Origin of the sequence: Bacillus sp. EB106-08-02-XG196, from assembly GCF_013396335.1 — a bacterium.
Taxonomy (GTDB): Bacteria; Bacillota; Bacilli; order Bacillales; family Cytobacillaceae; genus Neobacillus.
Genome location: NZ_JABWSY010000005.1, coordinates 158,877 through 182,055 on the forward strand (window position 1 = coordinate 158,877; position 23,179 = coordinate 182,055).

The window sequence follows — 23,179 nt, forward strand, 5'->3', positions numbered from 1 at the left end:
CAATGTTTGGTAACATGGACAGTAATAATTGAAACCGCCCCTTTACGAATGGGCGGTTTCAAACTGTAAGGAAAAATTAGAATATTGGCGAAACTTGCCGAAAAATTGGAGGAGAAACAGATGAAATTTTTTATTGATACAGCTAACTTAGAGGAAATTCGTGAAGTACATGAGCTTGGATTATTAGCAGGAGTCACAACAAACCCAACACTTGTAGCAAGAGAAAAAGGTGTTTCCTTCCATGATCGAATCAGAGAAATTGCGGCGCTTGTTCCTGGGTCTGTAAGTGCGGAAGTTATTGCCCTTGATGCAGAAGGCATGATCAAAGAAGGAAAAGAACTTGCAGCCATCGCTCCCAATGTAACGGTTAAAGTTCCAATGACTCCAGACGGATTAAAAGCTTGTCACGCCTTTGCAGAAGCAGGTATTAAAACCAATGTTACCTTAATTTTCAATGCCAATCAGGCGCTTCTTGCAGCAAGAGCTGGTGCTTCTTATGTTTCTCCTTTCCTTGGCAGATTAGATGATATCGGTCAAAACGGCTTAGATTTAATCTCTCAAGTAGCTGACATCTTTGCTGTTCACGGAATTCAATCTGAAATCATTGCAGCATCCATTCGTAATCCAGTTCACGTAACAGAAGCAGCACTAAGAGGTGCTCATATTGCTACCATTCCTTACAAAGTATTAATCGGATTGTTCCATCACCCATTAACCGACAAGGGAATTGAAGCGTTCATAAAGGATTGGGAAGGCCGCAACGCATAAATTTACCAATTTTTAAAACTTTTTTTCATATTGATACATGAAAATAATTTATTGGTGTACACTAGATGATAGACAAATTGTCGGATTATGTAATTTGCTGTTGGAAATAATTACCTAAATTCAGATTTGAATATCATTTTAGTTGATTAATAAGGATCACAGTCCATCCCAATGGCGTAGAAGGGAGTCGAAAATGGAAAAACTTAAAATTGCGGGCGGATATCCCCTTAAGGGAACCGTAAGAATAAGTGGTGCAAAAAACAGTGCAGTTGCGTTGATACCAGCAACCATTTTAGCAGAATCACCGGTGACAATTGAAGGGCTTCCAGATATTTCAGATGTAGAAATATTGAAGGACCTGCTCGAAGAAATTGGCGGGAAAGTAGAACTTTCAGATGATTTTGATATGACGGTTGACCCATCGACGATGATTTCGATGCCATTGCCAAACGGAAAAGTCAAGAAGCTTCGTGCCTCTTACTATCTAATGGGGGCGATGCTTGGCCGTTTCAAAAAGGCCGTCATCGGTTTACCGGGTGGATGTCATCTCGGACCACGGCCAATCGATCAGCATATTAAAGGTTTTGAGGCACTTGGTGCTCAGGTAACAAATGAGCAGGGCGCTATTTATTTGCGGGCGGACGAGCTTCGCGGCGCACGTATTTATCTCGATGTTGTCAGTGTTGGCGCAACCATTAATATCATGTTAGCGGCGGTACGTGCAAAGGGCAGGACACTTATTGAAAATGCTGCAAAAGAACCGGAAATCATTGATGTCGCTACCTTACTTACGAATATGGGAGCGAAAATCAAGGGTGCAGGAACCGATGTCATCCGGATTGATGGTGTGGACAGCCTCCATGGCTGCCGGCATACGATTATTCCCGATCGAATTGAAGCGGGAACCTATATGATTTTAGGTGCTGCCGTCGGTGAAGGTGTATTAATCGATAATGTCATTCCCCAGCATTTGGAATCGCTGATTGCTAAGCTGCGAGAAATGGGTGTGAAAATTGAAACGGGCGATGATCAGGTGTTTGTCAGCAGTTCGGACAAGTTGAAGTCTGTTGATATCAAAACCCTTGTTTATCCTGGGTTCCCAACCGACCTGCAACAGCCATTTACCACACTGTTAACGAGAGCGACGGGTTCTAGCGTTGTAACGGATACGATTTATGGTGCCCGCTTTAAACATATCGATGAATTAAGAAGAATGAACGCCAACATTAAAGTGGAAGGCCGTTCGGCAATTATAAGCGGACCTCTCAAGCTTCAAGGTGCAAAAGTGAAGGCAAGCGATCTTCGAGCTGGAGCCGCACTTTTCATTGCCGGCCTTCTTGCTGAAGGCATTACAGAAGTCACAGGCCTTGAGCACATTGACCGCGGTTACAGCAATCTTGTTGAAAAATTAAATGGGCTTGGTGCAACGGTTTGGCGTGAAGCTTTGTCAAAAGATGAAGTCGAACAACTAAAGAATACGTAAATAAGCTATACTAATTCCTTGAATCTGTTATACTAATATTATTAAAAAAAGTATAAACAGAAAATTGGGGGATTGAGAACATGGAGAGAAGTTTATCTATGGAGCTTGTCCGCGTAACGGAAGCGGCTGCACTTGCTTCAGCACGCTGGATGGGCCGCGGGAAAAAGGATGAAGCAGACGGTGCTGCAACCTCTGCCATGCGTGATGTGTTTGACACGATCCCAATGAAGGGAACGGTTGTGATTGGTGAAGGCGAGATGGACGAGGCCCCTATGCTTTATATCGGTGAAAAACTTGGTACAGGGTTCGGACCTCGCGTCGATGTAGCCGTCGATCCACTCGAAGGTACAAATATTCTAGCCGCTGGCGGATGGAACGCTCTAGCTGTTTTAGCGATTGCTGACAATGGCAACCTTCTTCATGCACCAGATATGTATATGGAGAAGATTGCTGTTGGTCCTGAAGCTGTAGGACTTGTGGATATCAATGCTTCTGTTCTTGATAATCTGAAGGCAGTGGCGAAGGCGAAAAACAAGGATATCGAAGACGTTGTGGCAACGGTATTAAACCGTCCGCGTCATGAGCATATCATTGCACAGCTTCGTGATGCAGGCGCACGAATTAAGTTAATCAATGATGGCGATGTGGCAGGAGCAATTAATACTGCTTTTGATAACACAGGCGTTGACATTTTATTCGGCTCTGGCGGTGCACCGGAAGGCGTCATCTCAGCGGTTGCGTTAAAATGTCTGGGCGGTGAAATCATCGGTAAATTGCTGCCGCAAAGTGATGCCGAATTAGAGCGCTGCGTGAAAATGGGACTAGATGTCAAAAAAGTTCTTCGCATGGAAGACCTTGTGAAAGGTGACGACGCGATTTTTGCAGCAACCGGCGTAACAGACGGCGAACTGCTGCGCGGTGTCCAATTCAAGGGCTCTTATGGGTCTACTCATTCCATCGTTATGCGCGCAAAATCTGGAACGGTCCGATTTGTCGAAGGTCGTCACAGTTTGAAAAAGAAACCCAATTTAGTGATTAGATAAACGAAAATAGTAAACACTTACTAAGAGACTAGATGTAGATTCTAGTCTCTTATCTCCAATGAAAAGTCTATTAACCCCTCCAAATAGAAAATTTCCAGTTGATTAATTTTTTACTCAAAGGGTACAATAGATAGTGTTTTAATAAATTGATTCTGCTATTCTATTCATTTCTCTTTTTTTCCTCAATATTTTTAGTAATCAAAAACCCTCTATTATACGATTAGGTTCTCGGAAACGAAAATAGAGTAAAAATTTTAAAGTGTGGTGTACTATGGAATTAACTATATCAAGTTTAGAAAACATGAAGCTGAAGGAGCTTTATGAGCTTGCGCGCGAATTTAAAGTGACCTACTATAGTAAGTTGTCGAAGAAAGAACTTATTTTTGCCATTTTAAAATCACGTGCAGAGCAGCAAGGGTATTTTTTCATGGAAGGCGTCTTGGAAATTATCCAGTCGGAAGGATTTGGATTTTTACGACCGATCAATTACTCGCCAAGTTCTGAAGACATTTATATCTCTGCATCGCAAATCCGTCGTTTCGATTTAAGAAATGGGGATAAAGTATCCGGTAAGGTTCGGCCTCCAAAAGAAAATGAACGTTATTACGGACTTTTACATGTAGAAGCAGTTAACGGTGAAGATCCAGAGTCAGCGAAAGAACGTGTTCACTTCCCAGCATTAACTCCTCTCTATCCAGATAGACATATGAAGCTAGAAACCACTCCAAAATATATCTCTACAAGAATTATGGATGTAGTTGCTCCAGTTGGGTTTGGACAAAGGGGCTTAATTGTTGCGCCGCCAAAGGCAGGGAAAACCATGCTGTTAAAGGAAATTGCTAACAGCATTACAACGAATCACCCTGAAGTGGAATTAATTGTGCTTCTTATCGATGAACGCCCAGAGGAAGTAACCGACATTGAGCGTTCGGTTGCCGGCGATGTTGTCAGCTCCACGTTTGATGAGGTACCAGAAAATCATATTAAAGTCGCAGAGCTTGTGCTGGACCGCGCGATGCGTTTAGTCGAGCATAAACGTGACGTTGTTATTCTAATGGACAGCATCACGCGTTTGGCTCGTGCATATAACTTAGTGATTCCGCCAAGCGGTCGTACCCTTTCTGGCGGTATTGACCCAGCGGCTTTCCACCGTCCGAAGCGTTTCTTCGGGGCAGCCCGAAACATTGAAGAAGGCGGAAGCCTAACGATTCTTGCTACCGCATTGGTGGATACAGGTTCACGTATGGACGATGTTATTTATGAAGAATTTAAAGGAACAGGTAATATGGAACTGCATCTCGACAGACAGCTTGCAGAACGCCGTATCTTCCCTGCAATGGATATTCGCCGCTCTGGAACAAGGAAAGAAGAACTTCTTCTTCCAAAAGATCATCTGGACAAGCTATGGGCAATCCGAAAATCAATGTCCGACTCACCAGACTTCGCCGAGCGCTTCCTGAAAAAACTAAAACAAACCAAATCCAACGAAGAATTCTTCGCCCAAATCGGGGAAGAACTAAAGGGTAGAAGGTCATAAAATCTTAGGATTTAATTCTTGGTCTGTGTTAATGGGAAACTTGTGATTTTAGAACCTGTTGATTTGTGCGGAAGGTGCGAGACTCCTGCAGGAGTACGGAGCAGGGGAGACCCCGCAGGCGCGTTAGCGCCGAGGAGGATTCCCGCAACGCCTGCGGAAAGCGAAGCACCTGGAGCACAAATCAACAGCCTAATTTAACACAGCCAGCATTAAAATCCATAAAAACCCAACTTGCCAAAATAGGTTCACCTTGTTATAATGTGAACAGTGTGTTTTTAGTATTTGGTGCTTGTTTTTAAGACAGGCATTTATATAACTCTGTTTCGAATGATTCAGGGCGGAAGGAGATGAAAAGAATGAAAGCAGGAATTCATCCAAATTATAAAATGGTACAGGTGACTTGTGCATGCGGAAATACATTTGAAACTGGTTCAGTGAAAAATGAAATTCGCGTTGAAACATGTTCTGAATGTCATCCATTCTATACTGGTCGTCAAAAGTTTGCTGAAGCTGGTGGACGTGTAGACCGTTTCAACAAAAAATACGGCCTTAAAGATCCAAACGCACAACAACAATAATCACTCACACAAAACAGGCAAGCAGAAACTTACTTGCCTGTTTTTTATTTGAATAAAAGGCAATGAACTTTAAAAATATAGATTTATGAAGGTTTCGTGATAGGAAGGAGACGCCGGTTTATGTATTTAATGAAGCAACTCGGATGGGTAGAGGTTATTTGCGGCAGTATGTTTTCAGGAAAATCAGAGGAATTGATTCGTCGCGTCAGACGCGCTCAATTTGCTAAACAAAAAATTGCTGTTTTCAAGCCGAAAATTGACAATCGCTATAGCGAACAATCTGTCGTTTCTCATAATGGCACCTCTTTTCATGCGAAGCCCATTTCCCATTCGATTGAGATTTTACACCATGTAGAGGCGGATATCGACATCATCGCCATTGATGAGGTGCAATTTTTCGATGAAGGGATTGTAAGGGTGGTTCAACAGCTTGCTGACAGTGGACATCGTGTCGTTGTGGCGGGTCTTGATATGGATTTCCGCGGCGAACCATTTGCGCAAATGCCGGCATTAATGGCGATTGCGGAAACGGTAACGAAGCTCCAGGCTGTCTGCAGTGTTTGTGGGTCGCCATCAAGCAGGACGCAGCGCTTAATTGACGGCAGACCGGCTTCCTATCACGATCCTGTTATCCTGGTTGGTGCTTCCGAAGCCTACGAGCCGCGCTGCCGCCACCATCATGAGGTACCTAAAACGGCATCCTACCGCATACAAGAACCTATGGTGAAATAGATCTAAAAACCGTCTGAGACTCTCAGGCGGTTTTTTTGGCATAATCTTACTAGAACGTTCCTCCGACTGCTAGGGAAAGATAGTTGTAGGGGGTGAAATACGTTGAAAAAAATCATGTGTTTAGGGGTATTAGCGGTCCTTATGCTTTCAGGATGTATGAAAGGGAATGACACGGAAAATACCGCCTATAATTTGCGCGATGACAATACGAACCCGAATTTTATGTCTAACGGGGTAAATCAGGATATGGGGCCAATGTCTGACCAAAACCCGAATTTCCTTAATTTGCGCGGAACAGCAATGAATGATGCCTCTAATAGAAACAATACCGGCAGAGATATAGACATCGCCAGAGATATTGTAAATGAAAGTGATGATTTTAGAGCGGAATCTATTTGGATTAATAATGGTGACAACCGGATGACTGTAACGGTAGATACGGAAGGCGAGCTTAATGGCCAAGTACGCAATAAAGCCGTTAACACCCTTCGTGCAAAATTGCAGCAGGCTTTACCGCGTTATTCTTTCCAAATAAGGGAACGTTAACATGCTCTGGCTTCAGGGCATGTTTTTTTGATTTCGGGCTTTTTTTACGGATCAAAATTTTTTCTCCAAGAATTTGGTTTTGACGGGGGTTTTCACCTATACTATAATTAGAATGTTATGGACAAAAACTAGAGGTGAATAACTGTGTTTGATCGTCTTCAATCCGTTGAAGATCGCTATGAGAGATTAAATGAACTTTTGAGCGATCCGACCATTATTAATGATTCAAAAAAACTACGTGAATATTCAAAAGAACAATCTGATATACAAGAGACCGTGCAAACGTATCGTGAATATAAAGAGGTCCGTGAACAGCTTCAGGATGCTAAGGCAATGCTTGAGGAAAAGCTCGACAACGATATGCGCGAAATGGTCAAAGAAGAAGTCAATGAACTTGAACAGCAAATCGAGGAGCTAGAAGCAAAAATGAAGTTCCTGATGATTCCGAAGGATCCAAACGATGACAAAAACGTTATCTTTGAAATTCGCGGTGCTGCAGGCGGCGAGGAAGCGGCTTTATTTGCAGGAACGCTTTACCGTATGTACAGCCGTTATGCAGAAGCACAGGGCTGGAAAACGGAACTGCTTGATGCCAACGCAACAGGTCTTGGCGGCTACAAAGAAATCAGCTTTATGATCAATGGCCAAGGTGCCTATTCTAAGTTGAAATTTGAAAATGGTGCCCATCGTGTGCAGCGTGTGCCGGAAACTGAATCTGGCGGCCGCATTCATACTTCTACCGCTACCGTTGTTTGCTTACCAGAAGCGGAAGAACTAGAAGTGGAAATCCATGATAAAGATATCCGTTTTGACGCGTTTGCTTCAAGCGGCGCCGGCGGTCAGTCTGTTAACACGACGATGTCAGCGGTTCGTTTAACCCATATCCCGACTGGAATTGTGGTATCGATTCAGGATGAGAAATCACAGCACAAAAACAAAGACAAAGCGATGAAGGTATTACGTGCGCGTGTTTATGACAAGTTCCAGCAGGAAGCACAGGCAGAGTATGATCAGGTTCGTAAATCAGCGGTTGGTACCGGTGACCGTTCTGAACGTATTCGTACCTACAACTACCCGCAAAACCGTGTTACGGATCACCGAATTGGCTTAACCCTTCAGAAGCTGGATCAAATTATCGAAGGCAAGCTTGACGAAATCATCGATGCGTTAACGCTGGAAGATCAAACAAGTAAGCTTGAAAGTGGTCAAGATGAGTAAGAAAGTGTATGAAGCTCTGCAATGGGCTTCTTCTTTTTTAAAAAAAGCAAATCGGGACGATAACGCTGGGGAACTGCTGCTTCGCCATATCACGGGGATGTCGCGGGCACAGTTGTTTGCGAATATGCGGGAGTGCCTGTCACCACCCGAAGTTTGTCGATTTGAAGCTGCGGTTCACGAACATGTGAAGGGTACGCCGGTTCAATACATAATTGGTTCAGAGGAATTTTATGGGCGGGAGTTTATCGTCAATGAAGAGGTTCTGATTCCACGGCCGGAAACGGAGGAGCTTGTCTACGAAACCTTGAAGCGCATCGATAAGCGTGAATTAAAGGTCGTAGATATCGGGACGGGCAGCGGGGCGATTGCCATCACTTTGAAGCTTGAGCAGCCATCGTTACAGGTACATGCCTCTGATATTGCTCAGGAATCGTTAAAGGTTGCAGAAGAAAATGCTAGGCAGCTTGGCGCTGAGATTGAATTTGTTCAAGGGGATTTGCTGCAGCCGTTTCGCGGGCAGAGGTTTGATGTGGTGATTTCAAATCCTCCCTATATTCCGGTAAGTGACATGGAAACCATGTCAGAGGTAGTAACAGAGCATGAGCCGCACCGGGCGCTGTTTGCGGGCGAGGATGGGCTCGATTTCTACCGCCGCTTTATGGTGGAGCTGCCGGAAGTGATTGCACCGACGGCAATGGTTGGCTTTGAAATTGGGGCCGGTCAGGGGGAGGCGGTAGCCGACCTTTTTAAAAAGGCGTTTGTGAATGTGAAAGTAGAAGTTCTTAATGATATTAACGGCAAGGACCGGATGGTGTTTGCGGAAATAATTCAGTAGCAGAGCGGTTCATGCGAATTCGCTCTGCTTTTTGTTTACTCCAGCTCCAGTGCCTGTTCAAGGCGCTGGAACTTTGTTTACTTATTTTGACGTTCTTGGGCTTTTAATGCGACTCTTTCCAGTCCGTTATGAGCAAATTCTACATCTGTTTTCGGCATCGCAGGATTATTCTTTAATTTCTTATTCTTCTGTTTAGACATATTTTTTTTCACCTCCGCTAGTTTAGTTTGCTTTGTTTAGGAAGAAAAAATTCTAAAACTAGTTTTTTTAATTTTACTAGTTTAAGATTCTTGGCATTTGTCCAAAATGAGGATAGTGAAGGGACGGTGCGAGAATATGAACAGTAAAATACTAGTATGGTCTTATTTAATCGTTTTATCGTTAGGAACGATTTTAAACTTATATATACCAAAAACGGAAGCGGTGGCGAAGGATTCCGTTGTGATACCAGCGGAAGCGATTCGACTCCGAATTCTTGCCAATAGTGATAGTGCACAGGATCAAGAGATTAAACGAATGGTCCGTGACGCGGTCAATGAGCAGATTACGTTGTGGGTTCAGGAGTTAACGTCATTGGAGAAGGCAAAAGAGGTGCTTAACTCGAAGCTGCCGGAGGTTCAAAACATAGCTGAGAAGGTTGTAGCGGAACAGGGTTCGACTCAAAGTGTGAATGTGGAGTTTGGGAAAGTTCAGTTTCCGACGAAATTGTATGGACAGTTTTTATATCCTGCAGGTGAGTATCAGGCGATTTTGATTACATTAGGTGAAGGGACAGGCGCCAATTGGTGGTGCGTGCTATACCCGCCATTGTGTTTCCTGGATTTCTCAAATGGTGTAGCGGTACAAAGTGATGGATTTGAAGACACGGCTTATGCGGCGGAGAATGAAGAACCTGTTGAAAGTGTAGCTGTAGAGGAAGAACTAGAAGCAGAAGAAGTGAAGGTTACGAATTTTAATAAGACAAAGAAACTAGAAGAAGCTGCTGAAGAAGAAGAGGTTGTGGAAGAAGAGGAAGCTGAGATCGAAGAGGAAGTTGAAGTCGCAGAGGTAGAAGAGGTAGAAGTGGAAGAGAAGAAGCAAAGCGAAGTGAAAAAGGAAAACAAAAAGGAAAAAAGTGCTCCGGTTTATACAGCAGAAGACGAAGAACCGGTTAAAGTAAAATTCTTTGTGGTAGAAATGTTTGAAAGTATTTTTAAATAGATATCTACCAAAGCCAGTCCCAATTGGGGCTGGTTATTTTTTTTACTAGATTTCTCATGTATTTGGTTCTAGTTCTCTTAATTTTTCATAGTAATAGATTATCAAATAAATGAGGTGGTAGGGATGCAAGCACTTATACGTTGCGCGAATAAAGAGGATTTGGGCACTTTAAGAGAGTTCCTGATGAAGGCGAGCCTTGGTACGGATGGATTAACGGAGGAAACAGTAGAGTACTTTTTATTGCTAGAGGATGAGGATGGGGCAATCAAGGGTACACTTGGAATGGAGGCTTTCCGTGAGGGCGGATTGCTGCGTTCGCTGGTGGTATCGCCGGGACAAGCGGAAAAGGATATTGTGCTGTTGATAACTCAAATGATGCAGCTGGCGAAAGAAAAAGGAATGAGAAGTTTGTTTTTGGCAACAAATAAGGGCGTGGCAATGCCGTTTTTTGAATTGCTAGGTTTCGAGAAGGTGGACCGGGACCAATTACCTGCTGAACTTTATTCACTTGAACACATTCGACATGTATTTAATGTGGATAACTCGTTATTTTTGAAATTTTCACTCTAACTGTGGATTAATCCACAAAGTTATCCACCTTTTCAAGATAGTTATGCACAAATTGTGGATAAAGGGTTGTGTTTATGTTCACCATCTTTTATACTTTCAAAAGAAATATGAGACAAAGAGCCTAAATTCGGCAAATTTCGATATCATTTGCGCTTCTGGTAAAGGTGGATAACGATGAACACAAAAGTGTGGAAAGTGGATAAGTATGTGGATAACCTTGAAAATAATCCACAGGTTGTGGATGCTGCTCATTTTTTACAGGAAAATGAAGTGGTTGCATTACCCACAGAGACCGTTTATGGGCTAGGCGGAAATGCCGAAAGTGATGTGGCGGTGGAAAAAATCTTTGCTGCGAAAGGCAGGCCGAGTGATAATCCACTGATTATCCACATTGCGGATAAAATGCAGCTAACAGCATTTGTTGCGGATATTCCTAAAAAAGCAGAAATATTAATGGAAAGGTTCTGGCCAGGACCGTTGACGATTATTTTTAAAAAGAAAGACGGCGTTCTTTCGGATAAAGCAACCGCTGGTTTAGAGACTGTTGCCGTAAGGATGCCGGATCATCCGGTGGCCTTGGCACTTTTGAAAAAATGTCAGCTGCCGATTGCCGCCCCGAGTGCGAATAGCTCCGGGAAGCCAAGTCCGACGAATGCACAGCATGTGATGGAGGATTTGAACGGGAAAATTGCCGGCGTGCTGGACGGCGGTTCGACAGGTGTTGGGGTTGAATCGACGGTTTTAGATTGCACGGAGGAGATTCCGGTTATTTTGCGGCCGGGCGGCATCACGAAGGAGCAGCTGGAGGCCGTTGTTGGTGAGGTTCAGCTTGATGCTGCTCTGCTTGATGAAGCTTCAAAGCCGAAGGCGCCGGGAATGAAATATCAGCATTATGCTCCGAATGCCCCGCTCTATTTAGTCAATGGAAGTAAGTCTTTTCTGCAAGGTTTAATAGAAGAAAGGCAGAGGGCCGGGCTGCGAGTGGGTGTGCTTGCAACCGAGGAGAGTGTGAAGGATTATCAAGCTGATGTTTCGATAGCCTGTGGAAAAAGAAGTGAGCTTGAAAGTGTTGCCACGGCGCTCTATGAAACCTTGCGTGCGTTTAACCAGGAAAAAGTGGACATTATTTTTAGTGAAATGTTTCCGAATAATGGTGTAGGTCATGCGATCATGAACCGCCTGCAAAAAGCGGCAGGGAACAAAATCATAAACGAGTAAGCAACAGGCTTTCCATGAAGGAAGGCCTGTTTTTTTGACTTCTAATTCTCTGTGGACGTGCATATGTTTTTAGCAGGGCAAGTCCGAGGGGGGAGAGATCCGTGTATGGGATGGTTGGGGAAGTTGTGACGCTTTTATTAATGGCATTTGCACTAGGAATGGATGCCTTTTCTGTTGGTCTCGGAATGGGTATGTTTAAGTTACGGCTCCGGCAAATTATTAAAATTGGAATTACGATTGGTTTATTCCATGTGTGGATGCCGCTCGTGGGTATGCTCGCCGGGAGATTTTTATCCGATAAATTTGGAGCCTTTGCATCATTGGTGGGAGGGATGCTCCTCATTTTGCTCGGGGTGCAAATGATTTGGTCAAGCCTTAGGAAAAGCGAGGAATCGGTGATGACACCGGTGGGATTTGGATTATTAATCTTTGCAACCAGTGTGAGTCTCGATAGTTTTTCGCTCGGATTAACGCTAGGGATCTATGGGGCAAAAACGATTTTGGTGATTATCTGCTTTGGGGTGGTGGCAACGATATTAACATGGGCTGGCTTGCTGCTTGGAAGAAAGGCTCAAGGATGGATTGGGTCCTATAGCGAAGCCCTAGGGGGCAGTATCCTGCTGGCATTTGGGATTAAATTACTTTATCCCTTTTTATAAACCTTTCCAAAAAATGTGAAAGGTTTTTTCATTACGTTTGGAGAAATGATAAAATGTACATAGAAAGGCGGAAGTGCCTAGGCGCAATTTTCGAAAGGAGGCTGGCAGCTTGCAGCGCATTTTGTTTGTTTGTACAGGGAATACGTGCAGAAGCCCGATGGCGGAAGCGATTTTGAAAAGTAAAAAGATTGACGGTCTCGAAGTGAAGTCCGCGGGAATATATGCTCAGGCGGGGAGTGAGGCATCTGCTCACGCCAAACAGGTGCTGGATACCTATAATATCGAACATAACCATTCCTCCACTATGCTAAATATAGAATCTGTACAATGGGCAGATTTAATTTTAACGATGACGGGTTCGCATAAACATGCGATACTTCAACAATATTCTGGTGCAGCGGGTAAAGTTTTCACCTTAAAGGAGTTTACGGGCGAGGACTATGATGTCGATGTAGTTGACCCGTTTGGCGGCAACTTGGCCATCTATCAGGAAACTTTTCAGGAATTGGAAAAATTGATTACAAAAGCGATTGAAAAAATGTAAAGCTCTCAGTGGTGAGGGCTTTATATTTTTTTATCGGTATGTCAATATTAAGGAAGGATGAAAACAGGAGGTTTTAAAGATGAAAGTAGCATTAGCGTCTGATCATGGCGGGGTTAATATTCGCAAGGAAATCGCCAATTTAATGGAAGAACTGGGGATTGAATATCAAGATTTCGGCTGTGAGTGTGAAGGGTCAGTCGATTATCCAGATTATGCGCTGCCGGTTGCTGAAAAGGTAGCGAGCGGTGAGTTTGATCGAGGGATATTGATTTGTGGAACAGGAATTGGTATGAGCATTGCCGCGAATAAGGTAAAGGGTATCCGCTGTGCCCTTGTACACGATACGTTTAGTGCAAAGGCAACACGTGCGCACAATGATACTAATATTCTCACGATGGGTGAGCGTGTTATTGGTCCTGGGCTTGCACGTGATATTGCACAAATTTGGCTGACAGAAGAGTTTGAAGCCGGCCGTCATGCCACTCGCATTGGCAAAATCAGCGAATACGAGCAGAAGTAGGATGAGGACAATGATTCAAGAATGGGATAAAGAGCTTGAAACCATTTTAACTGAATTTCAAACGCAGGCTTCTTTGGTGCCGGGTCAGCTGGTGGTTGTGGGCTGCAGTACGAGTGAAGTAATCGGAGAAAAAATTGGAACATCGGGAACGATCGATGTAGCTGAGATGATTTTTCGTCAATTGGGCAGATTTGCGCAAGGTTCCGGTGTTGCGTTGGCGTTTCAGTGCTGTGAACACTTAAATAGGGCGCTTGTGATTGAAAAAGCCGAGGCTGTAAAACGTGGATTGGATGAGGTATCTGTGGTTCCTGTTAGGACTGCAGGCGGGGCAATGGCAACCTATGCATTTGAAAAAATGGAGGATGCGTGCGTCGTTGAATTTTTAAAAGCAGACGCTGGAATCGATATTGGCCATACCTTTATTGGCATGCACCTGAAGCATGTGGCCGTTCCGATCAGAGTTGCCCAGAAAAATGTTGGACATGCACATGTTACTTTGGCGAAGACGCGGCCAAAACTTATTGGCGGGGCTCGAGCGGTTTATGAAAAGACAGCGGGGAATTCTAGCTGCAATTAAGTTAAATGCGAATATTTTTTTAAAAATAATTAGCAATGTTCGTGTTTTGGGGGTTTTATCCCCGCTTAAAGGATGGTAGAATATAAAAAAGTGAGCATTTTACAAAAATGCCGCTTTTTTAGAGGAAAACGTGCTATTATATAGAGGGAATTTTCAAAAGATTAATTAAGGTTCAAACATACAGGGGGGATTACCATGAAGCATTTGTCTAATCAGGACAAGCAGGTATTTGAAGCGATTCAACAGGAATTAGGACGCCAGCGCGGAAAAATCGAATTAATTGCCTCAGAAAACTTTGTAAGTGAAGCGGTAATGGAAGCACAGGGTTCTGTGTTAACCAATAAATATGCAGAAGGCTATCCTGGCCGCCGTTATTATGGCGGTTGTGAATATGTGGACATAGTCGAAGACCTAGCTCGCAATCGTGCGAAAGAGATTTTTGGTGCGGAGTACGTGAACGTACAGCCACATTCTGGTGCGCAGGCTAATATGGCTGTTTACTTTACAGTCCTTGAACAAGGCGATACTGTTCTTGGTATGAACCTTTCACATGGCGGTCACTTAACACACGGAAGCCCGGTCAACTTTAGTGGTGTTCAATATAATTTTGTTGAGTACGGTGTGGATGAAACAACACATCTGATTAATTATGATGATGTCTTAGAAAAAGCACGCGAACATAAGCCAAAGATGATTGTTGCTGGTGCGAGTGCGTATCCGCGTGGTATTGATTTCGCGAAATTCCGTGAAATCGCGGATGAAGTGGGCGCTTATTTAATGGTTGATATGGCTCATATTGCTGGACTTGTGGCAGCTGGCCTTCACCAAAATCCAGTACCGTACGCTGATTTTGTTACGACTACTACACATAAAACATTACGCGGACCTCGCGGTGGAATGATTCTTTGTAAAGAGGAATTTGGCAAGAAAATCGACAAGTCAATCTTCCCTGGAATTCAAGGCGGTCCGTTAATGCATGTTATTTCTGCAAAAGCTGTTGCTTTTGGTGAAGTGCTGCAGGATAGCTTTAAAGAATATGCAGGTCAGATCATTGCGAACGCTAAGCGTTTAGCGGAAGGCTTGCAAAATGAAGGTATCAAGCTTGTTTCCGGTGGTACGGACAATCACTTGCTGCTTTTAGACATGCAGACACTTGGTTTAACCGGTAAGGTTGCTGAAAAGGTACTTGATGAGGTAGGAATTACCGTTAATAAAAATACAATTCCGTTTGATCCACAAAGCCCGTTTGTAACGAGTGGTATCCGTATTGGTACTGCAGCGGTTACTAGCCGTGGCTTTGGATTAGAAGATATGGACGAAATTGCGTCTATCATTGCCTTTACCTTGAAAAATCATGAAGACGAAGCAAAGCTTAAAGAAGCGGCGGATCGTGTTGAGGCTTTAACAGGTAAATTCACGCTTTATCCTGAATATTAAACAACTTTTGAAATCGACTCCGAGTACGGGTCGATTTCTTTTTGGGTCTGAGTTGCTCTCTACACTATTTTTCTGTAAAATGAGACGGAGTTAAATTTTAATAAAGGGGCGATCATTGTGGCAAAGGTATACGTCTTCGACCATCCACTTATTCAGCATAAACTTACATACATACGTGATAAAAACACAGGAACGAAGGAGTTCCGTGAATTGGTAGACGAAGTGGCAACACTTATGGCATTTGAAATCACAAGAGATATGTCGCTTGAAGATATCGAAATTGAGACGCCAGTCTGCATGACAAAATCGAAGGTATTATCTGGGAAGAAAATGGGCGTTGTCCCGATTCTGCGCGCGGGAATTGGTATGGTTGATGGGATTTTGAAATTGATTCCAGCTGCAAAGGTCGGACATGTCGGCTTGTACCGCGATCCGGAAACGTTGCTGCCAGTGGAATATTATATCAAGCTGCCAAGTGACGTGGAAGAACGTGAATTCATCGTCGTTGACCCAATGCTCGCAACCGGCGGTTCAGCCAATGTGGCGATTGATAGTTTGAAAAAACGCGGCGCGAAACATATCAAGTTTATGTGTCTAATTGCGGCACCAGAAGGCGTTGAGGCGGTTAAGGCGGCACATCCGGATGTTGATATTTATATTGCTGCATTAGATGAGAAGTTGAATGATCATGGATACATCGTACCTGGGCTAGGGGATGCTGGGGATCGGTTGTTTGGGACGAAATAAGTTTATTAGAGCTGAGCAGAACTGTTTTCTGCTCGGTTTTTTGGTTTTTTTTGGTATACCTATATAGGTATTTTGATTTACAGATATTGGCTAATAGTCCAAAACCCTTTGGAAAAGGTCCATAACCGTCTGAGCAGAGCCATTTTCTGCTCGGGTTTTTGGTTTGGTGAAATACCTATATAGGTATTTTTATTTACAGATATTGGCTAATAGTCCAAAACCCTTTAAAAAAGGTCCAAAACCGTAACAAAATAGTCCAAAACCCTTTGGGAAAAGTCCAAAACTACTAGAAATTAGTCCAAAACACCCCCAAAATAGTCCATAACTTCCGCCCAAGCTATTCCCCCAAAAATACACCCAATAAGTTCACACTATCTCCTTAATTTTTTAGCAGGATTACCAACAACAAGTAGAGAATTACCCTCTTAATTCAAAAAAGAGGTGATTTTCTTGATCATGTTAGACTTAAAACTCTCAGTTCAGGCAGAACAATGCATAGCTTTACTAAGAAGGATGCCAAAAGGGCACCCAGTAAGACCGATTGTAGAAAAGGACCTGCGGGCGTGGCTGAAAGGGTATTATGGAGAACTCAATGTAGCTTATTATCTGTCGTTTTTACCAGAAAACGAATATTACATTTTTCATGGATTGCGTTTAAAGGATAAAAGTTCATTCCAAATGGATATACTGCTGGTATCTTCCAAATTTGCGTTAATCATCGAGGTAAAAAATATTTCCGGGAAGCTAAAGTTTGAAAAGGGCTCAGACCTTATGGTTAGAGAATTGAATAACCTGGAAGAAGGGATGGATAACCCAATACAGCAGGTGAAAAGGCATCATCTTCAATTTAATAACTGGTTGAAGTTTCACCAAATCAAGGGGATCCCGGTGGAACACTTGGTCGTGATTAGTAAAACGTCTACTATTATAGAAACAACTCCGGATAACCAGCAAATTTTTCAAAAAGTAATCTATGCTGAATCGCTACTTGATAAGATAAGAGAATTAGAAGAAAGGTATCAAAAGCCCCGTATTACAAAAAACACCCTGAATCATTTATCACATACCCTCTTAAACGCTCATCATATCTGCATTCCGGACATTCTTCAAAAATACCAATTAACCCAAACCGATTTGATACCAGGTGTACAGTGTACGAATAGTAAATGCAATTGTTACCCAATGAAGTATATTTCAGCGGCTTGGCGGTGTAACAGATGCAAGGAAATCTCCAAAACCGCACACATACCAGCCGTAAGTGATTATTTTCTTATATACGGTCCAACCATTACCCGGAAGCAGCTCGCTAAATTTCTACAGATTGATTCTCCCATTAAAGCTAGGTATTTACTGCTGGCTCTAAAACTCCCCTCCATAGGCACAAAACGAGGCTCCAAATACTTTCTCCCAAAAAACTGCATACTTTTCCCTCACGATGAAAACTCTATGAAAAAAGGGGAATTTTTTACATGAAAAAATGGACACTTTTATTCGTACTCGTTTTCTCCCTCCAAACCGCTACTTCTGCTCGGTCGCTTGAGACACCTCCGATCCCGAAAGAACGGGTTGCGATTGTGGTGCTTGAAGAACCACAATCTCCTCAGGATATCCTACAACTTATAAAACCCTTCAAAGACATTCACCTCAGGCATGTTTTTACAGAGGCGATTTATGGATTTTCGGTGGAAGGGAATCCGGAATCGATTGAGAAATTGGCGGCACAAAATAGCAAGCAAATCATTAGCATTTCGCCGGTGAACCAGTACAAGGTGCAGGCTGAGGAAAGCGTCAAGATTATTGGCGGTGAGGAGATTCGCGGCCTTTTTGATAAAAAGAATCGCCGGCTAACTGGTAAAGGAATCACAGTCGGAGTCATCGATACGGGTGTAGATTACACACATCCTGACCTGAGAAGAAATTATGCGGGCGGCCGGGATCTCGTTGATAATGATTCGGATCCAATGGAAACGAAAACGCTGGGAAGGGCGACGGTTCATGGTACCCATGTCGCTGGAATTATTGCTGCGAATGGAAAGTTGAAAGGGGTCGCTCCCGAGGCGAAAATTCTGGCTTACCGTGCGCTTGGTCCAGGGGGCGGGGGGACGACGGAGAATGTGCTTGCGGCCATTGAGCAGGCGATAAAAGACAAAGTCGATATTATGAATCTTTCGCTTGGAAATGATATTAATGGTCCAGACCTGCCCATCTCGCTTGCTTTGAATAGAGCGGTGGAGAGGGGGATTGTCGCGATCGCGGCATCTGGTAATTCGGGCCCGAATATCTGGACCGTTGGCTCACCGGGAACGGCATCAAAGGCGATATCAGTTGGGGCCTCGACTCCTACCTTAGAAGTCCCTCATATTCTAATAGAAGGAATCCGGGATAAAATCAAGATTCAGCCACTGGCGGGTTCGAGTAATTGGGCAATTGACCGGTCCCTTCCAATTGTAGATGGCGGGCTCGGAACGAAGGAAGAATTAAAGGACGTCATGGGAAAAATAGTTCTCATTAAGAGAGGGAAATTAACTTTTACTGAAAAAGCAAATAACGCCCGAGAGGCAGGGGCTAAGGCTGTTATTATTTATAATAACTTGAGCGGCGGTTTTATGGGGAATCTGGAGGCACCGAATGATATTCCGGTTGGCTCCGTCACTAAGAAAGAGGGGGAGCTTTTAAAAAGCAAAACCAACACCCTTGCAAAAATCTATGTGACCGAGGAAAAGGATTTACTGGCGGACTTTAGCTCGAGGGGGCCGGTTACGGACACTTGGGAGGTCAAGCCGGATATTGTTGCACCAGGTGTGGCGATCAACTCGACGATTCCCGGCGGTTATCTTTCTCTCCAGGGAACGAGTATGGCGGCACCTCATGTGGCGGGGGCGTGCGCGCTCATAAAACAAGCACATCCAGAGTGGAGCCCAGATCAAATTAAAGCTGCCTTAATGAATACCGCCAAACCGTTAGTGAAAAACGGTAAACCTTACCGGACGTATGAGCAGGGGGCAGGAAGAATTCAGGTGAATGAAGCTGTTAAAGCCACCTCACTTGTCAGTCCAAGTTCACTGCGATTTGGCAAATATGAAAGTGAAGGGGATACCCACAAAGCCTTTTTGCATGTTGAGAATAAAAGTGAAAAACCGGTGCGCTATACCTTCGACATACCCAAGCGGGAAGATGGTCTGGAATGGCACTTCCCACTGGCGTTTACACTGCAGCCAGGAGAATCTCGAGATGCTAAGCTTGAGTTAAAAGTGAATCCTGTTGAGTTGAAGGGGAAGATACATGATGGTTATTTAACCATTCAAGCCGGTTCCAATTCCATTCAAATTCCCTATATCTATGTGCTTGAGGAACCGAATTATCCGAGGGTGATGGGGTTTGATTTTAAGGATGGCGACCAACCTGGAACCTATCGTTATGAGGTCTACTTGCCGGGTGGGGCAGAGGAGTTTGGAATCGCCCTTTTCAATCCGGATGATTTCCGATTCGTTGGCTTTTTAGACAGCAACCAAAATGTAAAGAAGGGATTGGTCAGCAAGGTGATCACGGCGGAGAACCTCCCGCCCGAAGGAACCTATCTTGCCAAGGTGTTTGCAAAGAAGGCAGGGAAGGAGGATTTTATTGAAACCATGCTCGTCATTGGAGCAGCGGTGAGATAAATGGGACTGGGGTGGTGTATCCGCCACTCCAATTCAATTTGTTCACAAAATGGTCACATTTACAGCATCAATATACGGGTGGTTTACACTACAATGTTAGTGTTAACTAAAACTTCCAGTTGGAAGAAATTACGCAGAATAGTTTGTGGGTAATTTCACGTAAATCCATTGACTTTGCAGAATCGCTATTGTATGCTAACAAAGGATGTAAAATGAGAGGGTTTTCACATATTTCGACAGAATCCTCAGAATTCTACAGAACTTCCTTTTGTACATAACCTCGTTTTTTTGATGTATTCTCTAAAGGTGAGGATGCGATAAGTATGCGTAATGAAAACCGCAATCCGTTCAAAGCATATGCCCTAATGTCCGCCATTCTTGCAGCTCTTGTGGGATCCATACTTATCGGTATTTTTGCAGGCAGATGGCTGGATAAGCAGTGGGGTACCGAACCAATTTTCTTAATAGTTGGATTGTTTATGGGTTTAGCGGCCGGTATTTACTCGATGCTTGTTACAATTCGCAAGTTCAATTCAGGAGATTAAACCAACCATGCCAGAATTCCAAACAATGTTTGTCCGACAGCGGAAGTGGATGTTTTTTTTATTGTCTTTTTATGTGCTTGGTTGGGGGTTCACTGCGCATCAATCAATCTTTCTTGGATTGATTCTTGGGACAAGTTTGAGCCTCTTTAATTTGTGGTTGATGGCTCGAAAAATCGACAAATTTGGTCAAGCAGCAGCAGAAGGAAGGCAAGTTCGTTCACTTGGCTCATTTTCACGAATGGCAACCGCTGCTCTAGCGATTGTCATCACTTTGAGGTATCCTGAGCAATTCCACCTCATTAGTGTGGTTATAGGATTAATGACATCCTACATTGTCATTATGATAGATTTTTTTATCCACAATTTCTATTCAGATAAATAGCGGGGGAAGCGAGGTGAATACTGTTGCATCACGAAGCTCCAATAGTTACGTTTCTTGGGCTCCAATTTAATCTGGCAAACATTTTGATGATTACAATAGCAAGTGCAATTGTCTTTTTGTTAGCCGTCCTATCTACTCGAAAACTGGCCATGAAACCGACCGGAATGCAAAACTTTATGGAATGGGTCATGGATTTTGTTAAAAACATTATTAACAGTACGATGGATTGGAAAGATGGCGGACGATTTCATATTCTCGGAATCACCATCATCATGTATATCTTTGTAGCAAATATGCTGGGGCTGCCATTCTCAATTACGGTGGACGGAGTCCTTTGGTGGAAATCACCAACAGCAGATCCGGCTGTAACTTTGACATTAGCCACATTGATAGTGGGATTATCTCACTTCTACGGTGTCAAGATGAGGGGTGCCGGAGCATATGGAAGGGAATTCTTTAAACCGTTCTGGTTCATGTTCCCGATTAAAATTATTGAAGAGTTTGCAAATACTCTGACTCTCGGTCTCCGACTTTACGGAAACATTTATGCGGGGGAAATTTTATTAAGCTTACTCGCAGCTGGTTTAGCAACCGGTGTGGGCGGAACAATCGCCGCTGCACTGCCAATGCTGGTATGGCAAGGCTTCTCAGTCTTTGTCGGTGCCATCCAATCATTTATTTTCTGTATGTTAACAATGGTGTACTTAGCTCACAAAGTGAGCAGTGACCATTAAGATAAACCTGTTCATTTTATGAACAAAAAATAATAATTCATTTTTTCATACATTAAAGGAGGAAATTTTCAAATGGGTCTTTTAGCAGCAGCAATCGCAATTGGTTTAGCAGCACTAGGTGCTGGTATCGGTAACGGTCTTATCGTATCAAAAACAGTAGAAGGTATCGCTCGTCAACCAGAAGCTCGTGGTATGCTTCAAACTACAATGTTCATCGGGGTTGCGTTAGTTGAGGCGATTCCTATCATCGCGGTTGTTATCGCGTTCATGGTTCAAGGTCAATAATCGAACGCTAAACGCGTTTCAGTAGATGGCGAAGATCATTCGTGAGAACCTTCGCCATTCGTTTATGTTCATAGAAAAGCGGAAGCGCCTTGTCCAGGGGCGACAGGCATAAGACGAGCCGGCATGAAGGTTGTTCTTTAACCTTCTTGACGGATTGGCTTATGACCCCGAGCCACTAGGCGCTGTAGCTGGACATCTACATAAACGATTGATTTCGACAATTATTTCGACTGATATATAAGTTGTTTTAAGGAAAGACCTTGAAAGGAGTGAACCGCGGGTGTTAACAAATAGTTTTGTATTAGGAGCTGCAGCAGCCCATTCTGGTGTGAACTGGGGAGATATTATTTTCCAGCTTGTTATGTTCATCATCTTAATGGTATTGCTGAAGAAATTCGCTTGGGGCCCATTAATGGGCATCATGAAACAGCGTGAAGATCATGTTGCTGGTGAAATTTCAGCGGCTGAACAAAGTCGCGTTGAAGCAAAGAAACTATTAGAAGAGCAACGTTCTCTTTTAAAAGAAGCTCGTTCAGAAGCGCAAGTTTTAATTGAAAGTGCGAAAAAGCAAGGCGATATTCAGCGTGATGAAATCATTGCTGTTGCACGCACTGAAGCTGATCGTATTAAAGAATCTGCTAAGCTTGAAATCGAGCAGCAGAAAGAAAAAGCGGTTGCCGCTATTCGTGAACAAGTTGCTTCCTTGTCTGTATTAATTGCTTCAAAAGTTATTGAAAAAGAATTGAATGCAGCAGACCAAGATAAGCTTATTAACGAATATATTCAAGAGGCAGGAGATAAGCGATGAGCAACTCCATGGTAGCAAAACGCTACGCGTTGGCTCTTTTTCAAATCGCAAAAGAACAACAGCTTCTTGAAGTAATAGAAGAAGAACTTCGTGTGGTAAAGGAAGTTTTTGTTTACAATACCGATTTAAAAGCAGTTTTGAAGTCTTCAAAGCTTACACTAGATAAGAAGAAAGAGATTTTAACAAATGCTTTTTCAACGGTTAATCCATATGTACTGAATACACTAATGATTTTGATCGACCGCCATCGCGAAGACGAGATCATTGAAGCAGCAAACCAATTCTTTGAGCTGGCAAATGAAGAGAAGGGAATTGCGGATGCTGAAGTTTACAGCACACGGGAGCTTTCAGAAGCAGAACGTGAAGCAATCTCTGCAACATTTGGAGCGAAGGTTGGCAAGAAGTCACTTAGAATTGAAAATATCGTGGATTCCGAATTGCTCGGCGGCGTTAAGCTCCGAATCGGAAACCGTATATACGACGGTTCTTTGCGCGGGAAGCTAGACCGTTTAGAACGTAAATTGTTAAGCTAAGATTCGAAAGAATAGGGGTGA

General features: G+C 43.4%; 27 protein-coding genes. 26 read left to right on the top strand and 1 reads right to left on the bottom strand.

All coding sequences use genetic code 11. The annotated features are described in order from the left end of the window. The first annotated feature begins 120 nt into the window (after positions 1–120). The 9 genes from fsa (at position 121) to prmC (ending at position 8,740) form a co-directional block, all read left to right on the top strand. Positions 121–768 (top strand): fructose-6-phosphate aldolase, encoded by a 648-nt coding sequence (fsa, locus tag MLOOGBEN_RS09580; RefSeq protein ID WP_179158032.1) that lies wholly within the window; start codon positions 121–123, stop codon positions 766–768. A 193-nt stretch (positions 769–961) separates the two neighbouring features. Next, the gene (locus MLOOGBEN_RS09585; protein ID WP_179158033.1) at positions 962–2,251 is read left to right on the top strand and encodes a UDP-N-acetylglucosamine 1-carboxyvinyltransferase; all 1,290 of its coding nucleotides are present in this window, start codon (positions 962–964) and stop codon (positions 2,249–2,251) included. An 80-nt stretch (positions 2,252–2,331) separates the two neighbouring features. Next, on the top strand, positions 2,332–3,294 hold the full coding sequence (glpX, locus tag MLOOGBEN_RS09590; protein ID WP_179158034.1) for a class II fructose-bisphosphatase: 963 nt from the start codon (positions 2,332–2,334) through the stop codon (positions 3,292–3,294). A gap of 271 nt (positions 3,295–3,565) precedes the next feature. Beyond that, positions 3,566–4,831: a transcription termination factor Rho gene (rho, locus tag MLOOGBEN_RS09595; protein ID WP_179158035.1), complete on the top strand. Its 1,266-nt coding sequence runs from the start codon at positions 3,566–3,568 to the stop codon at positions 4,829–4,831. A gap of 356 nt (positions 4,832–5,187) precedes the next feature. Continuing rightward, positions 5,188–5,409 (top strand): 50S ribosomal protein L31, encoded by a 222-nt coding sequence (gene rpmE, locus MLOOGBEN_RS09600; RefSeq protein ID WP_179158036.1) that lies wholly within the window; start codon positions 5,188–5,190, stop codon positions 5,407–5,409. 120 nt (positions 5,410–5,529) lie between these two features. Beyond that, positions 5,530–6,141, top strand: coding sequence for a thymidine kinase (locus tag MLOOGBEN_RS09605; protein WP_179158037.1), 612 nt, complete (start codon positions 5,530–5,532; stop codon positions 6,139–6,141). 102 nt (positions 6,142–6,243) lie between these two features. Then, positions 6,244–6,687 carry a hypothetical protein gene (locus MLOOGBEN_RS09610; RefSeq protein WP_179158038.1) on the top strand — a complete coding sequence of 148 codons (444 nt, stop codon included), beginning with the start codon at positions 6,244–6,246 and terminating at the stop codon, positions 6,685–6,687. A gap of 144 nt (positions 6,688–6,831) precedes the next feature. Continuing rightward, positions 6,832–7,905, top strand: coding sequence for a peptide chain release factor 1 (gene prfA / locus MLOOGBEN_RS09615; protein ID WP_179158039.1), 1,074 nt, complete (start codon positions 6,832–6,834; stop codon positions 7,903–7,905). After that, positions 7,898–8,740 (top strand): peptide chain release factor N(5)-glutamine methyltransferase, encoded by an 843-nt coding sequence (prmC, locus tag MLOOGBEN_RS09620; protein ID WP_179158040.1) that lies wholly within the window; start codon positions 7,898–7,900, stop codon positions 8,738–8,740. Before prfA ends, prmC begins: the two co-directional genes overlap by 8 nt. Before the next feature lie 77 nt (positions 8,741–8,817). Here the strand turns inward: prmC and MLOOGBEN_RS29155 are convergent, their stop codons facing one another. Next, positions 8,818–8,940, bottom strand: a complete 123-nt coding sequence (locus MLOOGBEN_RS29155) for a hypothetical protein (RefSeq protein ID WP_256989021.1) — start codon at positions 8,938–8,940, stop codon at positions 8,818–8,820. A gap of 136 nt (positions 8,941–9,076) precedes the next feature. Here MLOOGBEN_RS29155 and spoIIR point away from each other — a divergent pair, with 136 nt between their 5' ends. From spoIIR to MLOOGBEN_RS09705, 17 genes are all read left to right on the top strand, one after another. Next, positions 9,077–9,940, top strand: a complete 864-nt coding sequence (spoIIR, locus tag MLOOGBEN_RS09625; protein ID WP_179158041.1) for a stage II sporulation protein R — start codon at positions 9,077–9,079, stop codon at positions 9,938–9,940. A gap of 123 nt (positions 9,941–10,063) precedes the next feature. After that, positions 10,064–10,510 (top strand): GNAT family N-acetyltransferase, encoded by a 447-nt coding sequence (locus tag MLOOGBEN_RS09630; protein ID WP_179158042.1) that lies wholly within the window; start codon positions 10,064–10,066, stop codon positions 10,508–10,510. 174 nt (positions 10,511–10,684) lie between these two features. Next, on the top strand, positions 10,685–11,728 hold the full coding sequence (locus tag MLOOGBEN_RS09635; protein WP_179158043.1) for an L-threonylcarbamoyladenylate synthase: 1,044 nt from the start codon (positions 10,685–10,687) through the stop codon (positions 11,726–11,728). Positions 11,729–11,838: 110 nt separating this feature from the next. Then, the gene (locus tag MLOOGBEN_RS09640) at positions 11,839–12,387 is read left to right on the top strand and encodes a manganese efflux pump MntP (RefSeq protein ID WP_256989035.1); all 549 of its coding nucleotides are present in this window, start codon (positions 11,839–11,841) and stop codon (positions 12,385–12,387) included. 109 nt (positions 12,388–12,496) lie between these two features. Further along, entirely contained in the window at positions 12,497–12,931 is a 435-nt protein-coding gene (locus MLOOGBEN_RS09645; protein ID WP_179158044.1) for a low molecular weight protein arginine phosphatase, read from the top strand. A 79-nt stretch (positions 12,932–13,010) separates the two neighbouring features. Further along, positions 13,011–13,451, top strand: a complete 441-nt coding sequence (rpiB, locus tag MLOOGBEN_RS09650; RefSeq protein WP_179158045.1) for a ribose 5-phosphate isomerase B — start codon at positions 13,011–13,013, stop codon at positions 13,449–13,451. Positions 13,452–13,461: 10 nt separating this feature from the next. Further along, on the top strand, positions 13,462–14,028 hold the full coding sequence (locus MLOOGBEN_RS09655) for a TIGR01440 family protein (RefSeq protein WP_179158046.1): 567 nt from the start codon (positions 13,462–13,464) through the stop codon (positions 14,026–14,028). A 195-nt stretch (positions 14,029–14,223) separates the two neighbouring features. Beyond that, positions 14,224–15,465 (top strand): serine hydroxymethyltransferase, encoded by a 1,242-nt coding sequence (gene glyA, locus MLOOGBEN_RS09660; protein ID WP_179158047.1) that lies wholly within the window; start codon positions 14,224–14,226, stop codon positions 15,463–15,465. A 117-nt stretch (positions 15,466–15,582) separates the two neighbouring features. Beyond that, a complete protein-coding gene (gene upp, locus MLOOGBEN_RS09665; RefSeq protein ID WP_179158048.1) occupies positions 15,583–16,212 on the top strand; it encodes a uracil phosphoribosyltransferase in 630 nt (209 codons plus the stop codon). Positions 16,213–16,668: 456 nt separating this feature from the next. Beyond that, complete coding sequence (locus tag MLOOGBEN_RS09670; protein WP_218781122.1) at positions 16,669–17,685, top strand: nuclease-related domain-containing protein; 1,017 nt, start codon at positions 16,669–16,671, stop codon at positions 17,683–17,685. Further along, positions 17,682–19,871: a S8 family serine peptidase gene (locus tag MLOOGBEN_RS09675; RefSeq protein WP_179158050.1), complete on the top strand. Its 2,190-nt coding sequence runs from the start codon at positions 17,682–17,684 to the stop codon at positions 19,869–19,871. The genes MLOOGBEN_RS09670 and MLOOGBEN_RS09675 overlap by 4 nt, the downstream gene beginning before the upstream one ends. 323 nt (positions 19,872–20,194) lie before the next feature. Continuing rightward, entirely contained in the window at positions 20,195–20,416 is a 222-nt protein-coding gene (locus MLOOGBEN_RS09680) for an AtpZ/AtpI family protein (protein WP_179158051.1), read from the top strand. Between the two features lie 7 nt (positions 20,417–20,423). After that, entirely contained in the window at positions 20,424–20,798 is a 375-nt protein-coding gene (locus MLOOGBEN_RS09685) for an ATP synthase subunit I (RefSeq protein ID WP_179158052.1), read from the top strand. A gap of 23 nt (positions 20,799–20,821) precedes the next feature. Beyond that, positions 20,822–21,532 carry a F0F1 ATP synthase subunit A gene (gene atpB, locus MLOOGBEN_RS09690; RefSeq protein ID WP_179158053.1) on the top strand — a complete coding sequence of 237 codons (711 nt, stop codon included), beginning with the start codon at positions 20,822–20,824 and terminating at the stop codon, positions 21,530–21,532. Positions 21,533–21,604: 72 nt separating this feature from the next. Then, positions 21,605–21,817: a F0F1 ATP synthase subunit C gene (atpE, locus tag MLOOGBEN_RS09695; RefSeq protein WP_053368380.1), complete on the top strand. Its 213-nt coding sequence runs from the start codon at positions 21,605–21,607 to the stop codon at positions 21,815–21,817. 280 nt (positions 21,818–22,097) lie between these two features. Then, a complete protein-coding gene (locus tag MLOOGBEN_RS09700) occupies positions 22,098–22,625 on the top strand; it encodes a F0F1 ATP synthase subunit B (RefSeq protein WP_179158054.1) in 528 nt (175 codons plus the stop codon). Beyond that, positions 22,622–23,158, top strand: a complete 537-nt coding sequence (locus MLOOGBEN_RS09705; protein ID WP_179158055.1) for a F0F1 ATP synthase subunit delta — start codon at positions 22,622–22,624, stop codon at positions 23,156–23,158. Before MLOOGBEN_RS09700 ends, MLOOGBEN_RS09705 begins: the two co-directional genes overlap by 4 nt. Positions 23,159–23,179: the final 21 nt, after the last annotated feature.

Bases quoted from the DNA above. Each gene is read 5' to 3' on its own strand.
- fsa (WP_179158032.1), top strand. From the start codon at position 121: ATGAAATTTTTTATTGATACAGCTAACTTAGAGGAAATTCGTGAAGTA.
- MLOOGBEN_RS09585 (WP_179158033.1), top strand. From the start codon at position 962: ATGGAAAAACTTAAAATTGCGGGCGGATATCCCCTTAAGGGAACCGTA.
- glpX (WP_179158034.1), top strand. From the start codon at position 2,332: ATGGAGAGAAGTTTATCTATGGAGCTTGTCCGCGTAACGGAAGCGGCT.
- rho (WP_179158035.1), top strand. From the start codon at position 3,566: ATGGAATTAACTATATCAAGTTTAGAAAACATGAAGCTGAAGGAGCTT.
- rpmE (WP_179158036.1), top strand. From the start codon at position 5,188: ATGAAAGCAGGAATTCATCCAAATTATAAAATGGTACAGGTGACTTGT.
- MLOOGBEN_RS09605 (WP_179158037.1), top strand. From the start codon at position 5,530: ATGTATTTAATGAAGCAACTCGGATGGGTAGAGGTTATTTGCGGCAGT.
- prmC (WP_179158040.1), top strand. From the start codon at position 7,898: ATGAGTAAGAAAGTGTATGAAGCTCTGCAATGGGCTTCTTCTTTTTTA.
- MLOOGBEN_RS29155 (WP_256989021.1), bottom strand. From the start codon at position 8,940: ATGTCTAAACAGAAGAATAAGAAATTAAAGAATAATCCTGCGATGCCG.
- spoIIR (WP_179158041.1), top strand. From the start codon at position 9,077: ATGAACAGTAAAATACTAGTATGGTCTTATTTAATCGTTTTATCGTTA.
- MLOOGBEN_RS09630 (WP_179158042.1), top strand. From the start codon at position 10,064: ATGCAAGCACTTATACGTTGCGCGAATAAAGAGGATTTGGGCACTTTA.
- MLOOGBEN_RS09635 (WP_179158043.1), top strand. From the start codon at position 10,685: ATGAACACAAAAGTGTGGAAAGTGGATAAGTATGTGGATAACCTTGAA.
- MLOOGBEN_RS09640 (WP_256989035.1), top strand. From the start codon at position 11,839: ATGGTTGGGGAAGTTGTGACGCTTTTATTAATGGCATTTGCACTAGGA.
- rpiB (WP_179158045.1), top strand. From the start codon at position 13,011: ATGAAAGTAGCATTAGCGTCTGATCATGGCGGGGTTAATATTCGCAAG.
- MLOOGBEN_RS09655 (WP_179158046.1), top strand. From the start codon at position 13,462: ATGATTCAAGAATGGGATAAAGAGCTTGAAACCATTTTAACTGAATTT.
- glyA (WP_179158047.1), top strand. From the start codon at position 14,224: ATGAAGCATTTGTCTAATCAGGACAAGCAGGTATTTGAAGCGATTCAA.
- MLOOGBEN_RS09670 (WP_218781122.1), top strand. From the start codon at position 16,669: ATGTTAGACTTAAAACTCTCAGTTCAGGCAGAACAATGCATAGCTTTA.
- MLOOGBEN_RS09675 (WP_179158050.1), top strand. From the start codon at position 17,682: ATGAAAAAATGGACACTTTTATTCGTACTCGTTTTCTCCCTCCAAACC.
- MLOOGBEN_RS09680 (WP_179158051.1), top strand. From the start codon at position 20,195: ATGCGTAATGAAAACCGCAATCCGTTCAAAGCATATGCCCTAATGTCC.
- MLOOGBEN_RS09685 (WP_179158052.1), top strand. From the start codon at position 20,424: ATGCCAGAATTCCAAACAATGTTTGTCCGACAGCGGAAGTGGATGTTT.
- atpE (WP_053368380.1), top strand. From the start codon at position 21,605: ATGGGTCTTTTAGCAGCAGCAATCGCAATTGGTTTAGCAGCACTAGGT.
- MLOOGBEN_RS09705 (WP_179158055.1), top strand. From the start codon at position 22,622: ATGAGCAACTCCATGGTAGCAAAACGCTACGCGTTGGCTCTTTTTCAA.